At 53.5% G+C, this 14,446-nt stretch carries 11 protein-coding genes; 1 reads left to right on the forward strand and 10 read right to left on the reverse strand.

Annotation, left to right across the window (positions count from 1 at the left end; genetic code table 11):
• Positions 1-2 precede the first annotated feature (2 nt).
• The 10 genes from MHH28_RS15905 to lonB all read right to left on the reverse strand — a co-directional run bounded on the left by MHH28_RS15905 (position 3) and on the right by lonB (position 12,766).
• Positions 3-668, reverse strand: coding sequence for a hypothetical protein (locus tag MHH28_RS15905; RefSeq protein WP_405116548.1), 666 nt, complete (start codon positions 666-668; stop codon positions 3-5).
• 23 nt (positions 669-691) lie between these two features.
• Positions 692-2,524: a polysaccharide biosynthesis protein gene (locus MHH28_RS15910; protein WP_405116550.1), complete on the reverse strand. Its 1,833-nt coding sequence runs from the start codon at positions 2,522-2,524 to the stop codon at positions 692-694.
• 41 nt (positions 2,525-2,565) lie between these two features.
• Positions 2,566-3,252 (reverse strand): CpsD/CapB family tyrosine-protein kinase, encoded by a 687-nt coding sequence (locus tag MHH28_RS15915; protein ID WP_405116553.1) that lies wholly within the window; start codon positions 3,250-3,252, stop codon positions 2,566-2,568.
• Entirely contained in the window at positions 3,233-4,009 is a 777-nt protein-coding gene (locus tag MHH28_RS15920; RefSeq protein WP_405116555.1) for a YveK family protein, read from the reverse strand. The genes MHH28_RS15915 and MHH28_RS15920 overlap by 20 nt, the downstream gene beginning before the upstream one ends.
• Positions 4,010-4,102: 93 nt before the next feature.
• Positions 4,103-6,112: an S-layer homology domain-containing protein gene (locus MHH28_RS15925; protein WP_405116558.1), complete on the reverse strand. Its 2,010-nt coding sequence runs from the start codon at positions 6,110-6,112 to the stop codon at positions 4,103-4,105.
• An 87-nt stretch (positions 6,113-6,199) separates the two neighbouring features.
• The gene (locus MHH28_RS15930) at positions 6,200-6,982 is read right to left on the reverse strand and encodes a tyrosine-protein phosphatase (protein ID WP_405116560.1); all 783 of its coding nucleotides are present in this window, start codon (positions 6,980-6,982) and stop codon (positions 6,200-6,202) included.
• Between the two features lie 101 nt (positions 6,983-7,083).
• The gene (locus MHH28_RS15935; protein WP_405116562.1) at positions 7,084-7,671 is read right to left on the reverse strand and encodes a non-ribosomal peptide synthetase module; all 588 of its coding nucleotides are present in this window, start codon (positions 7,669-7,671) and stop codon (positions 7,084-7,086) included.
• 30 nt (positions 7,672-7,701) lie between these two features.
• The gene (gene yihA / locus MHH28_RS15940) at positions 7,702-8,367 is read right to left on the reverse strand and encodes a ribosome biogenesis GTP-binding protein YihA/YsxC (protein WP_405116564.1); all 666 of its coding nucleotides are present in this window, start codon (positions 8,365-8,367) and stop codon (positions 7,702-7,704) included.
• A 12-nt stretch (positions 8,368-8,379) separates the two neighbouring features.
• Positions 8,380-10,779: an endopeptidase La gene (gene lon / locus MHH28_RS15945; protein ID WP_405116566.1), complete on the reverse strand. Its 2,400-nt coding sequence runs from the start codon at positions 10,777-10,779 to the stop codon at positions 8,380-8,382.
• A 277-nt stretch (positions 10,780-11,056) separates the two neighbouring features.
• Complete coding sequence (gene lonB, locus MHH28_RS15950) at positions 11,057-12,766, reverse strand: ATP-dependent protease LonB (protein ID WP_405116568.1); 1,710 nt, start codon at positions 12,764-12,766, stop codon at positions 11,057-11,059.
• Between the two features lie 190 nt (positions 12,767-12,956).
• Here lonB and MHH28_RS15955 point away from each other — a divergent pair, with 190 nt between their 5' ends.
• Positions 12,957-14,420, forward strand: coding sequence for a spore germination protein (locus MHH28_RS15955; protein WP_405116571.1), 1,464 nt, complete (start codon positions 12,957-12,959; stop codon positions 14,418-14,420).
• Positions 14,421-14,446: the final 26 nt, after the last annotated feature.

Consider the following 14,446-nt stretch of genomic DNA (forward strand, 5'->3'; position numbering starts at 1 on the left):
GCCTATTCACTTCCTTTTTCTTGGGCTTTGAGTTGTTCTTCTTCAGCCAGGATCTGATCCTGGGTCTTGCCTTGGCTGACGCCGTACTTCTTGGCAATCTGAGCAAGCTCGTTATATTGCTCCTCTGAGACCTTGCCGAGGATAATGCTGCGGGCTTCCCGCTTCTCCTCAGTTGTTAGTCCGCCTTGGGCTAACTCTTGTAATCTCTTAATATCTGATACACTGAGCTGCTTGGCTACGATGGCTGCCACATTCGCTTTATCTGTGATCGTTACGCTCTCTTGAACTTCCTTGGCCTTGTCCGTTGAAATATGGGCTAGCCCATCCACACCCGCAGGTGTTGGGACAGGAGTGCTCGCAGGCTTGTCATTACTTACCGGCTTATCCGTGCTGGTGGCATTACCGGATGCAGGTGTACTAGCTGGTGCAGAGCTTGAAGCCGGAGCAGCGGAAGCTGCGGGCGCCGCAGTCGGATCACTATTAGCTACCACAGGCTCAACCACTTGTCCCTGAGGTACAGCGGGCGTATTACCGGCTTCCACATCGAAGCCGCCTGCCATGGAGTTCATCAGCTTATCGACAGCATAATTGGCCGCGAATGCTCCGCCAACACCTAACACCACGATGACCGACAGCGTCCAGATCAATACTTTTTTCCATCTTTTCAATTCAGGTACCTCCAACTCTCTAATTAGCTAATGGCCGCCTGGATGACTGGCTGCATCGGTACGATCTGGTTAATGACTTCACGGATAGCTTCTGCATCTTCGGTGACCACCCGTTCTAACCGTTTGAATTCCAGCTCCATCTGGCTCCGGGTGTAGACATTCGGTCTGCCAATGAAGATCCGGTCATGCTGGGTGGAACCCAGGTTCTCCTCATCGGTCAGCAGCTCTTCATACAGCTTCTCGCCTTCACGGATGCCTGAGAAGGCGATGTCGATATCCTTGTAAGGCTCGTAACCGGACAGTGTGATTAAGTCCTCGGCCAGAGTCAGAATCTTAACCGGTGCTCCCATATCGAGGACAAATACTTCTCCGCCATTCGCGAAGGAACCAGACTGGATCACCAGTTGAACGGCTTCAGGAATGGTCATGAAGTACCGGACCATCTCGGGATGCGTTACCGTAACAGGACCACCTGCGGCAATCTGCTGCTTGAAGGCGGGAATGACACTGCCCCGGCTGCCTAATACATTACCAAAGCGTACCGCAGAGAACTTGGTAGGGCTTGTTACATTAAGACTCTGCACATACATCTCGGCAATCCGCTTCGTGGCCCCCATGACGCTGGTAGGGTTCACGGCTTTGTCCGAGGAAATCATCACGAAGCGCTCGGTACCATACATATCTGCACAGTCGGCCACATTGCGGGTCCCGAAGACGTTATTCTTGATCGCTTCGGAAGGGTTGCGCTCCATCAGGGGAACGTGCTTATGTGCTGCCGCATGAAAGACCACCTGCGGCTTGTAGCTCTGGAATACATCCATTAACCGGGTACGGTCCTGAACATCGGCAATCACGGTCACGATCTCCAGATAAGGGAAGCTCTTGCGCAGCTCCATCTCAATCGTATAGATACTGTTCTCGCCGTGTCCTAGAATCAGCAGCTTGTCCGGTGCAAAAGGAGAGATCTGGCGGCATAGCTCTGATCCGATCGAACCGCCTGCGCCTGTAACCAGTACGGTCTTGTTATGTACATAGCCCAGAATACTGTTCATGTCTGCAACAATCGGCTCACGGCCCAGAAGGTCCTCTACGCTGACATCGCGGAGCTTCTTGACAGAGATCTTGCCTGCGATCAGGTCATTCAAGGCCGGAATAATCTTCAGCTTCGCGCCTGTAGCCTTGGCCAGGTTAATAATCTCGGATATTTCGGTTCTGGAGACCGAAGGCATAGCGATAATAATCTCGTGGATCTCTTTTTCCTTCACAATCCGCGGAATGTCATAACGGTTACCGAGTACAGGTACACCCAATATGGACAGGTGATATTTATCTGCGCTGTCATCAATGAATCCAACCAGCCGGGTATTCGCGAACGAAGGTCCTGTCAGCTCTTTGGCAATCAGAATTCCGCAATCTCCGGCTCCGACAATAAGCGTATGAAGCTCTGTATTCTTATTGTTGCTCCGGTCACTGCGGAAGACTCTCCAGAAGAAGCGGACGCCCCCCACCAGCAGCAGAACCGTCTCCATCGCCCGGACTTCTATGCTGAATGGCACGCGCTGAGGCAGGATGATATAAGCGGCGGCGTAAGATAGCACTGCACCTACGACAATGGCTTTGAGTACCGAGATAATCTCGTTAATACTGGCATATTGCCACATTCTGCGGTAGAGTCCGAAGAAGACCAGGCTGCCCCCGATGGCCACCGTGGAGATTACGCCGAACACGATCATCTGTACCACGTATTCCGGTGGAATCTCATTGTAGAACCGGAACAGGTAGGACGTCACGATGCTGAACCATATGATCGCAATATCGATCATGAATAATACTAACACTCTGGTTTTTGCTGTCATTTTCAGTGCCTCCAAAAATAACATTTTATCTATTAAACAATTCAATTGCCATAGTAATAATAGTAATAGCCTTCACTGGCCTTACGCTTCACGTTGTTAAGAACCACGCCCAGCATCTTGGCCCCTACCCGGTCCAGATTGTCCTTCGCCTTAGCTGCAATATCGCGCTTCACCTTACCGTAGCTGACCACCATGATTACGCCATCACTCTTGGAAGCAACAATCTGTGCATCTGTAACGGCCAATAGCGGCGGAGTATCAATCAGAATCACATCATATAACTGGCGCAGCTCCTGCAGCACCGCACTCATCCGGTTGGAGGCCATCATCTCCGCAGGATTCGGAGGAATCGGGCCGGAGGTCATCATATACAGGTTGTTCACACCGGATTCCTGAATCACCTCGGGCAGGTTCGCCTGCTGCGAGAGCAAGGAGGACAACCCATACCGGTTACTGAGTGAAAAGGTCTTATGCGCTGTAGGCTTCCGCAAGTCACCATCGATCAGCAGCACCTTCTTATCCGCTTGCGCGTAAGCAGCGGCCAGGTTGGCAGTAACGGTTGACTTCCCTTCCTCCGGTCCGGAAGAAGTAACCATAATGATCTGGATCTGTTCATCTACAGAGGAGAAATCAATGTTCGTGCGCAGTGCCCGAAATGCCTCGGATACCGGCGAACGCGGGTTGGTCACGGTGATCAGATGGCGTTGTTTATTTGGTTGCTGTGACATGCTCGAGTTCCCCCGCCTTTCTGCTCTGTGTCTGAGCCTGCTGCCCGGTGGTCTTGGTTTCTTCCTGGCCCAGCCGGGTAATCATAGCTATAGTCGGAAGTCCGAGGTACTTCTTAATGTCGTCTTCTGTCTTCAGCGTATCATCGAGATACTCCAGCAGGAAGGCAATGCCCAGGCCGATCATCAGAGATACGATAAAAGCAATGGCGAGGTTCATGACCACATTCGGCTCTACCGGTCCAGGTTCAACTGGCGGATTCAGCTTGGCTTCGTTGAGGATGGACACATTCTGTACGTTGAACAAGGACGGAATCTCCTGCTTAAATACAAGGGATATGGCATTCACGATCTCTGCGGCTCTCTGGTATGAATTATCTCGAACGACAAGTGTCATCACCTGCGTATTATTTACAGAACTCACGTTAACCTTCTTCAGCATTTCCTCTGCCGTAATCCCGAATTGCGGATAGTTCTTGGCCACAACATCGAGGATCGCCGGAGTCTTGATAATTTCCTTGTACGTATTGATCAGCTGAATGTTGGTATTAATCTGATTCAGATCCAGCTGCGCCGCCGTAGCTTGGGTAGGCGTCTGATTAACAATGATCTTCGTTGAAGCTTCATAGACCGGATTCTTGATATATAAGCTGTAGATCCCGGCAAGAACACAAGCCACGATAACAATGCTGATAATCATCCACAGTCTCTTCCTGACAATCTGAAAATAATCGCGCAAATCCAATTCTTGTGCTGACAAGTGCATTTCCCTCCAAGCTGTAAATTCTTATATTCTCCAAAAAAGTGCCTCCTCTCTAAACGACGAGAGGAGGCTCTCCACAATCCTATTTACTTACTTGAAGTTGATCGTACGGTAGATAATCACTGCAGCTTCAGCACGTGTAGCTGTGTTGTTAGGGTTGAACTTGCCGGCGTTGCCGATAACCAGATTATTGCTGGCAGCGAAGGCTACTCCGTCTTTCAGGGAAGCAGCGATCTTGCCTGCATCGGAGAACTTGCTCAGGGAGCTGACATTCGTTGCAGCTTCCGGCTTCTGCGACTTCACGGCACGGGCAATCATTGTTGCCATTTCTGCGCGAGTAATCGTTGCACTAGGATCGAACTGGGCTGCACTGCGTCCAGTAATGATTCCCTTCTCAGCAGCAACAGCTACGTAAGGAGCATACCAGGAAGTGGAGCTTACATCGCCGAAGCTCTGCTTCGCGGAGTTGTTCTCCAGGTTCAGTGCGCGGATCAGCATCTTGGCGAATTCTGCACGGGTTACATTGTTCTTTGGAGCAAAGTTGCCGTTGCCTACGCCTTCAATAGCGCCCTTGGCAGCTACGACTGAAATCTGTCTTCCAGCCCAAGCCTGAACACTTGCAACATCCTTGAAGCTGACTTTGTTCTCCAGTACAGCGTAGGAGGAGAAGCCGTCACGCGGTTCAGTGATGTAATCACCATCTACAACACCGCCCTGGTATTGCAGTTCTTTGTAGACTACCTTCGCAACGGACAGCAGTTCACGGTCAACGCCTTCTGTATTCTTAAGCGGCAGCTTGATGATGATTGGCTGCTTGAAGGTGGATGTAACCACACCGCCCACAGTCAATTCGAAATCATATACGCTGGATGCCAGCTTCATGCTGGACAGGGAAGTTACAGTTGTATCTGCTACAGTGGAAGTAGTCAGTGTAATAGCTTCACTGAACTGTCCTACCGGAATCGTTACGGTCAAACCATTGAAGGTAATTGCAATGTTGGCAATGCCTTTGGCCTTAGCCGCTTCGATGATTGCTTTGGACAATGGCACTTCAACTGTTGCCGCGTTCACTGTACCCAGGTTCAGGGTAAGTGTAAGACCTGTCTTACCGGCATTGGCAGCAACCAGTGCATCGAAGGCTTTCAGTACGTCAGCATCTACGAGCTTCAGGGTTGCTTTGTCGCCCACAATCGTTACCAGCTTGGATACATCGTATACTCCTGGTGTAGCTGTAGGATTCGTAACTGGAGTTGTTACTGTGCCGTTGCCGCCGCCAGTACCAGTTCCAGGAGGGTTAGTAGTACCGCCACCGCTGAAGCCGTAAGCTTTGATATAAGCTGTAGCAAGGGCCTTCACAGCTGGCTTTGTTGCTGGAATCGCAGTATTCAGGTTCGTCAGGCTTTGTTTCACATCAGCAGGAGAAATGTTAAGGTTGTACACTACTTGGCTTACTGTAAGTGCTCCAGCACCTGTCTTGTGGTTAAGTACTGTAGTAATAGCATCATTAATCAATTTGTCCTGGCTTGCAGGATTAGCAACGATGTCCAACAATTCCGAACTAGTTTTGCTGCTGAGTAATGCGCGGAGCTGGGCTTCAACACCATCAGCGCCGAACAGGAAATCAATGAAATCATCCGTTGTAAGATTCTTTACGCCTGCCTTGTCTGCAATCTTCTTCAGCAGGTCCACATTCTTCACATCATAACGGATATCCTTAATTGCAGTGTAATCCTTGTCATACACATCATAGACTACACTGGATACGCTCTTGAATGCTTCATGGGCAGTTACCACGTCAGCTTCTTCCAGGAAGGTAAGCTTCTCAAGTACTGGCTTGAAGATTTCTCTGAATGCTGCAAGATCAACAGCGTTTGCTTGGTTTTTGTAATTCAGAAGCGCTAATCTGTCGTCGGCTGTCAACTGAGCATAAATCTTCTCAACCTTCGCCTTCACATCTGCCTGCGATACTGCTGCTGCGGAAGCTGTACTCACTCCAAAATGTTCAGCCAGCCCCTTGCTGCTGAACGGGAATCCGGCAACGGATGCCGCTGCCATGCTTACTGCTAGTGTAGATACTGCCAATTTTTTCTTCAAACTCACTTGTCATCCACCTCATTGTATGTATTTGGTATAAATAGTAATGCAAGAATCCAGTAATACCCATTCTACCATCAAAAGTTAGGTAGGTCACCCTTTACGCGAGAAAATTCCGAACAATCTATGACGTTTGCTGTTAGATTGAATAGGATTAACTCGAATAATCTCCTTATTTGTAAGGATATCGCGCGCATTTTGTTGAAAAAAATCGAATGCCCCCGCACCTAATTCCCGCTTCACCACCCCGTAAGCTTCGCTTAATCCAAAGGGACGGTGCACAGAATCATGCGCATCTGATGCAACAATATGCACGGCATGCTGCCGGCATAATTCGAGCGACAGCTTCTGCAGCTTACTCCCGAAGACGCCGGCTATACTCTGTGCGGTAACCTGTCCCAGGGCACCAAGCTCAATTAACCGCAGCAGCCTGGATGGGTCAGCGGCAATCTCTGCGTTGCGCTCCGGGTGGGCGATAACCGGCACCAGTCCCTGGATCACCAGCTCATGGCAGGTCTCTTCCATACTGCGGGGCACCCGCGAGGAGGGCATCTCCAGCAGAATATACCGGGAGCCGGCCAGCGTCAGCAGTTGTCCCCGCTCCAGATCATCGAGCAGATCTCCATAGATCCGGATCTCTTGTCCCGGCAGCACGACCAGCGGATTGCCTGCCTCCTGCAGCTTCGCATTCAGCACCCGCACCGCCGCTTCAATCTCCGGGGCCGGATTCAGGTAGGCTCCGTTCGCATGGTGGGGGGTTGCTACTACAGTGGAAATACCATCGTTATGGGCGTCAAGCGCCATGGCGAGAGCGGCGTCGTAATCAGCGGCTCCGTCATCCATGAAGGGTAGAATGTGGCTATGGATATCTATCATATGTTGTTTATCGGTCCTTTCGTAGAGGATATGTATAGTTTTCGCAAAAAAATACAACCATTTCACTAGGAAATGATTGCCATATTTTAAAACATTATCGTTTACGCTTCCAGCCGGAACAGCCGGTAGGCCGCCTCTGCAAGTCTCTCATCTACTTCCTGAATCACAGCTTCTTGCTGACTCCGGTTGCGCATATCGAGCAGTCTATTAATCTCTTGACGGAGCTGCTCAATCTCACATTCTACCGTCTGACGCTTGAATACAACCAGCATCTCTGCCAGTGAATATTTATGCTGATAGATCAGCTTGGTGCCGCCCGGCCTCACTTCCGAGATCCGGCGCACCGAGCCGCCTTCATAGTAATACATCATCGTAAGATCCTTATAAATCCGGTTTACGGTCCCTGTGCCCTTATACGTGAAGAATAATTTGCGGACTGCATTAATCAGATGAGGATTCACCACCCTGCAGGACAAGGAACCCATATAGATGCCGCCTTTGCGTTCAAAAGACAGATGGACCTCCTCGCCTCCGGCCTCCTCCAGCACAATCTCCTGTTCACCCGCGCCAAGTACCTTCACACGGTGACTGATATAGCTGGTATCGGCAGTCAGCAGAAACTGGTTCAGCTGAAATTCGGTCATTTGCATCGTTGCATTCACATATTCCATCGCCAGACGCTGAGCCATAAACATCCCTCAATTCTTAATGACTAACCCCTAAGTCTCGGAAGGCGCTTCGTGCTGCGGTTCATCCCCGGAATCCTGACCATCCGGTTCTGCCGGAAGCTCTTCTTCGGTGGGTAGAGTATGTCTATCGATAAGTTCCCATAATTCGTCTTTGCCAAGTCCAATCTCCGATGAATACGCAATGAAGCTGTCTCCCGGCAGCACACCGAGCTCCTGCTTCATTACCTTGATATGCTTCGGCCAGCGGGTCTTCGGAATTTTGTCCGCTTTGGTGGCCACAACGCAGAGCGGCAGATCATAGTGCTTCAGCCAGTCAAACATCATTTTGTCATTGGCGGTCGGCGGGTGGCGCAGATCCACGACCAGCAGGACCATCTTCAGCGTCTCGCGCTCCGCCATGTACTTCTCGACCATTTTGCCCCATGAAGCGCGCTGCGTCTTCGAGACCTTGGCGTAGCCATACCCCGGGAAGTCAACGAAATACATGCTCTCATTCACTAGGTAATAGTTCATATGCTGCGTCTTGCCCGGCGTCGAGCTGGTGCGGGCCAGATTCTTGCGGTTAATCATCCGGTTGATCAGAGAGGACTTCCCTACATTGGAGCGCCCTGCCAGAGCAATCTCCGGCAAGGCATCCACAGGGTATTGGTCAGGGCCTACGGCACTGATAATAAATTCGGCGTTGTTAACTTTCATAAGACTTCCTTTCTAATGCACACTACTGGGCGCTTCAATGCTTATTTCTGTATCTGAATCTGAATCTGAATCGCTGTTGATTCCTTCTGCATGGTCTACAAGCGCGTGCTTCAGCACCTGATCCATGTGGGCCACCGGCACGAACTCAACGTCATTACGGACACTCTCAGGAATGTCCTTCAGGTCGCGTTCATTGTCCTTCGGCATAAGAATCTTCTTATAGCCTGCGCGGTGGGCGGCCAGGGACTTCTCCTTAAGGCCTCCGATAGGTAACACGCGTCCGCGCAGCGTGATCTCACCGGTCATCGCAACATGCTTGGAGACATAACGCTTGGTGAGCGCAGAGATCAGCGCCGTGGCAATCGTAATCCCTGCGGACGGGCCGTCCTTGGGAATTGCACCTTCAGGAATATGGATGTGAATATCGTTCTTCTCGTGAAAATCAGGGGCAAGCCCCAGCTCTTCCGCCTTCGAGCGGGTATAGCTGAAGGCGGCCTGCGCCGACTCCTTCATCACATCGCCGAGCTGTCCGGTCAGTGTCAGCTTCCCGGTGCCCTGGACTACAGTCACTTCGATCAGCAGCGTATCGCCGCCGACCTCCGTCCAGGCCAGCCCAGTGACGGTACCGATCTGATCCTCCAGCTCTGCCATGCCATAGCGGAACTTGGAGGCCCCCAGATAATCCTTGATCTCCTCCGGAAGAATGCTGACGCGCTCCTTCTCATCCGAGACAATCTGCTTGGCCGCCTTGCGACAGAGGGCAGCGATCTGCTGCTCCAGATTCCGCACCCCGGATTCGCGGGTGTACTCGCGGACAATCTTCAGCAGCGTATCATCTTCGATGGACAGCTGCTCTTCCGCAAGGCCATGGCTCTTGCGCTGCTTCGGCAGCAAATACCGGCTGGCAATCTGCAGCTTCTCCAGCTCCGTATAACCGGGAATGAACAGCATCTCCATCCGGTCCAGGAGCGGACGCGGAATGTTGTGCACAGCATTCGCCGTGGTGACGAACATGACGTTCGACAGGTCGAACGGCAGCTCTACGAAGTGATCGCTGAACGTATTGTTCTGTTCCGGGTCCAGCACCTCCAGCAGGGCCGCCGACGGGTCGCCGCGGAAGTCCGCTGCCATCTTGTCGATCTCATCCAGCAGGAACACCGGATTGATGCTCCCTGCTGTCTTCATGCCCTGGATGATCCGGCCCGGCATTGCGCCGACATACGTACGTCGGTGACCCCGGATCTCGGCTTCATCCCGCACACCGCCCAGCGAGATGCGGACGAACTTGCGGTTCAGGGAGCGGGCGATGGAGCGGGCGAGCGAGGTTTTGCCGACGCCCGGAGGACCTACCAGACACAGAATCGGCCCCTTCAGACCCTTGACCAGCTTCTGCACAGCCAGGTATTCCAGCACACGTTCCTTCGGCTTCTCCAGACCGTAGTGGTCTGCGTCCAGCACCTCTTCCGCCTTGCGGATATCGAGGTCGTCTTCCGTAGCTTCACTCCAGGGCAGACCGAGCAGCCAATCCACATAGTTGCGGATGACGCTGCCTTCGGCCGAGCTTGCCGGCATCTTCTCCAGACGGTCGATCTCCTTCAGGATCTTCTCCTGCACCCGCTCCGGAAGATTCTTCTCTTCCATCTGAATGCGCAGCTCATCGGCTTCCCCGGCCCGGCCTTCCTTCTCGCCAAGCTCCTTCTGGATCGCCTTCATCTGCTCGCGCAGATAATATTCCTTCTGGGTCTTCTCCATCTGCTTCTTCACGCGCTGGCTGATCTTGCGTTCCAGCTCCAGCACTTCACGCTCATTATTGAGGATATCGAGCAGCTTCTCCAGACGCTTGCTGACGTCAATGGTCTCCAGGATCTCCTGTTTGTCCTTGATCTTCAGCGCCAGATGACTGGTGATGACATCCGCCAGCCGCCCAGGCTCCTCTATATCGGAGACCGCAGCGAGTGTCTCTGGCGTCACTTTTTTGGACAATGTGATGTAGTGTTCGAACTGGCTCAGCACGCTGCGCATCAGGGCATCGCTCTCCTGGTCCACATCCTCCTGCTCCGGCAGCACACGCGCCATCACCTCGTAGTACTCCTCGTTATCCGTATAATGAATAATCTCGGCACGCTCCACGCCCTCTACCAGCACACGAATCGTGCCGTTGGGAAGCTTCAGCATCTGCCGGACATTCGCAACCGTACCCACGCGGAAAATATCCTCTTGCCCCGGCTCCTCAATATTCACTTCCGACTGGGAGCAGAGCAGAATCAGATTATCTTCAACCATAGCTTTCTCTAGTGCCCGGACGGACTTCTCACGGCCTACATCCAGATGCAGAACCATACTGGGATATACAAGAAGACCTCTAAGCGGTAATAAAGGAAAACGACGACCTTTGGATTTACTTTGTATCATCGCTTTCGCACCTCCCATGGTTCATAAGTAGTGTCATATGCATTCATTCTAACAAAAGCCGCATGAAAACACCAACAACCCGTGTCCGCAATTGGCGTTATTGGTACGCTCACCCATCCGATTGTAGTATTCGCTGAACCTCCGTGTCCTATGCCGTGCGGCGGGGTTCGGTTTTTCGCATACATTTGGCACGCGCGCATCCAGAGACCCCGCCCCCTCCACTCAAAAAAATCCCCCGGCCGTTACCCGCCGGGGGATTCCAACACGCTATGTCTGCCTATCCGGGCATACTCTCGCCCGAAGCATCCGCCTTCAGCAGTGAAGGCGAGGAAGAGAAGGTCTCGCCGGACACGGCGGGCATTCTGATGTCTGCCGTATCCGCGCCGAACAGGTGGCGGAAGACTTCCTCCACGGTGTCTACCGGAATGACCCGCAGCGCGCCGAGATCGGCGAACAGCGACTGCCAATTCTCCTTCGGGATCAGCACGGTAGTCGCCCCAGCCTGGAAGGCCGCCTCCACTTTGGCGACCACGCCGCCGACCGGCTTCACGCGGCCATGGATGCCGACCTCCCCGGTGATCGCCACCGTGTTGTCCACCGGCAGCTGCCGGATGGCGGAGACAATGGCCACCGCCATGGCAACCCCGGCGGACGGGCCGTCAATCGGCGTCCCGCCCGGGAAGTTGATGTGCAGGTCATACCGGTCCGGCTCCAGCTTCATGGTGCGCAGGACCGTCAGCACATTCTCAATCGAGCCCCGGGCCATGCTCTTGCGCCGCACGGTGCGCGAGCCTCCGCGGGTCTCCTCTTCATCGACTACGCCGGTGATATTCAGCCTGCCCGGGCCGTTAGTGGCGGGCGCGGCTGAGACCTCAATCTCAAGCAGGGTGCCCATGCCGGGCCCATAGACGGCAAGACCGTTCACCAGCCCGACCTGCGGGGCGGAAGGGATCTTGCGCTCCGTCCGCAGCGGCAGCTGGCTGCTGCTGGCGACCCACTCCACTTCCGCTGCGCTCAGGGTATCCCGGCCTTCGGTCAGCGCGAGACCGGCGGCCAGCTGAATCATATTCACCGCCTCGCGGCCATTCGTGGCGTATTGCTGCACGACTTCCACTGCTTCGGGGCTTGGCTTCAGCCCGATCTTCTGGACGGCATCCCGGCCGATTACAGCAATCTCCTCCGGCAGCAGCGGACGGAAATAAATCTCCATGCAACGCGAACGCAGCGCCGGCGAGATCTCGTCCGGCGAGCGTGTCGTGGCTCCGACCAGCCGGAAATCGGCAGGCAGGCCATTCTGGAAAATATCGTGGATATACGCCGGTGTATTGCTGTCCTCCGAGTTATAATAGGCGCTCTCCAGCAGCACCTTGCGGTCCTCCAGCACCTTCAGCAGCTTGTTCATCTGAATGGGATGCAGCTCGCCAATCTCATCAAGGAACAGAATGCCGCCATGCGCCTTGGTTACCGCGCCCGGCTTCGGCTGCGGGACTCCGGCCACTCCCATGGCCCCCGCTCCCTGATAGATCGGATCATGCACGGAGCCGATCAACGGATCGGCAATCCCGCGCTCATCGAAGCGCGCCGTAGTGGCATCGATCTCAGTGAACTTAGCATCACGCTTGAACGGAGAGAGTGCATTCTTCTTCGCTTCCTCCATGACCACCCGTGCCGCCGCCGTCTTGCCCACACCAGGCGGTCCATAGATAATGACATGCTGCGGATTGGCGCTGCAAAGCGCGGCCTTCAAGGCGCGCAGTCCGTCCTTCTGTCCGACAATATCATCGATGGAGGCCGGACGCGTCTTTTCCGAGAGCGGCTTGGTCAGTGAGATCATCCGCATCTTGCGCAGCTTGTCCAGCTCCTTACGCGATTCCCGGTCCACCGCTGTCTTGTTCGTCTTCTGTCCCCGCAGCAGATTCCAAAAATAAACGCCGATGACCAGCGCGAAAAAGAGCTGCACGACCATCAGCAATATACTTAGTTCCATAGGTCACCCTCCTGTATCCTTGCGTCTACCTGCTTCTGTATTCAACTACTACTAGGTAGTATAGCCGTTTCAATCATTCGTAAACTCCTGCGGCAAAAAAACAGAGCCCGCGCCGCCCTGCCGTGCCGTCTATTGCATATGATTTTCCACAACCGGAGAGACTATACGCGATGACAGGAGGCGAATTCATATGACACAACTAGAGAACGCAGGCTCGCCGCAGGAGAAATTGCCGGACTCTCTGTCCACTTTTATAGAGGGAATCCAAGTCCGTCTGGGTACAAGCACAGATATCATCTACCGGTTCATTACACTGGGGACCTTGTCCGCAGTAGTTATCTATATTGAAGGAATGGCTGATCCGCAAGCCCTGATGATGGCCATTCATGAAGATGCCGGCTATTTCAATGCCCTCAGCGAACCTCAGCCGGAGGTCTGCCTGAAGCTGCTGCAGGAACGAACACTCTCCCTAGGCAAGGTTGGGGGGATCACGAATTATACGGAGATCGAGACGGAGCTCCTGGCCGGCAACTCTATCGTATACATTAACGGAAATGCACAGGCGCTGTCTGCCGGTACAGAAGCGCTGAAGCAGCGTGCGGTGGAGGATGCCGTCTCCCAATCCGTGGTCCGGGGCCCCCGTGAAGGCTTCACCGAATCTCTCCGGGAGAACAGCGCTCTGATCCGCCGGAGAATCCAGAATCCCAAGCTGCGGGTGGAACAGCGTAAGCTTGGAACGCAGACCCAGACCAACGTCGCGGTGATGTATATCGAAGGCAATGCCGATCCCGAAGTGCTCCAGGAGCTGCGCAGACGGCTCGATGAGGCGAAGCTCGATAGTGTGCTGGAGAGTAACTACGTTGAAGAGATGATTCAGGACCGGCGCTATAGCCCCTTCCCAACCGTTTATAATACAGAACGCCCCGATGCTACCGCCTCCGCACTGCTGGAAGGCCGGATCGCCATTCTGGTAGAGGGCACCCCGTTTGTCCTGGTGGTTCCGGCACTAATGGTTCAGTTCTTTCAGTCCAGTGAGGATTATTACCAGCGGAGTGATTTTGCAAGTCTGGTCCGGCTGCTCCGGTTCTTCTGCTTTGCCATCGCTCTGCTGACCCCTTCCTTCTATATTGCGATCACTACCTTCCACCAGGAGATGATTCCCACCACCCTGCTGATCAGTCTGATCGGACAGCGCGAGGGGATTCCTTTTCCGGCCTTTCTGGAAGCCTTCATCATGGAGATTACGTTCGAGATTCTGCGTGAGGCCGGCATTCGTCTGCCCAAATCCATCGGCCAGTCTGTGTCCATCGTCGGTACACTGGTAATCGGACAAGCGGCGGTGGATGCAGGACTCGTCTCGGCGGCCATGGTCATTGTCGTATCCATTACAGCGATTGCCAATTTCGCCCTGCCTGCCTTCAATGTAGGAATCTCCGTGCGGATGCTGCGGTTTGTCCTGATGGTGATTGCGGCCTCTTTCGGCTTGTTCGGGATGATTATTGCGCTCATTATTCTGGCCTTACATCTATGCAGCCTTGAGTCTATGGGCATTCCTTATATGACCTCCTTCGCCCCCATCCGCTGGCAGAGCCAGAAGGATACGTTCATCCGCTTGTCCCGGCGCACTATGAAAAAGTATTTCGGGCAGAATTAGCAGGGTGACATGAACTCTCTTAACGA

The sequence above is a fragment of the Paenibacillus sp. FSL K6-1217 genome, assembly GCF_045040735.1.
Classification (GTDB): Bacteria; Bacillota; Bacilli; order Paenibacillales; family Paenibacillaceae; genus Paenibacillus_AQ.

Excerpts from the sequence above, each read along its gene's own strand:
- MHH28_RS15910 (WP_405116550.1), bottom strand. The coding sequence starts at position 2,524 with ATGACAGCAAAAACCAGAGTGTTAGTATTATTCATGATCGATATTGCG.
- MHH28_RS15915 (WP_405116553.1), bottom strand. The coding sequence starts at position 3,252 with ATGTCACAGCAACCAAATAAACAACGCCATCTGATCACCGTGACCAAC.
- MHH28_RS15930 (WP_405116560.1), bottom strand. The coding sequence starts at position 6,982 with ATGATAGATATCCATAGCCACATTCTACCCTTCATGGATGACGGAGCC.
- MHH28_RS15935 (WP_405116562.1), bottom strand. The coding sequence starts at position 7,671 with ATGGCTCAGCGTCTGGCGATGGAATATGTGAATGCAACGATGCAAATG.
- yihA (WP_405116564.1), bottom strand. The coding sequence starts at position 8,367 with ATGAAAGTTAACAACGCCGAATTTATTATCAGTGCCGTAGGCCCTGAC.
- lon (WP_405116566.1), bottom strand. The coding sequence starts at position 10,779 with ATGATACAAAGTAAATCCAAAGGTCGTCGTTTTCCTTTATTACCGCTT.
- lonB (WP_405116568.1), bottom strand. The coding sequence starts at position 12,766 with ATGGAACTAAGTATATTGCTGATGGTCGTGCAGCTCTTTTTCGCGCTG.
- MHH28_RS15955 (WP_405116571.1), top strand. The coding sequence starts at position 12,957 with ATGACACAACTAGAGAACGCAGGCTCGCCGCAGGAGAAATTGCCGGAC.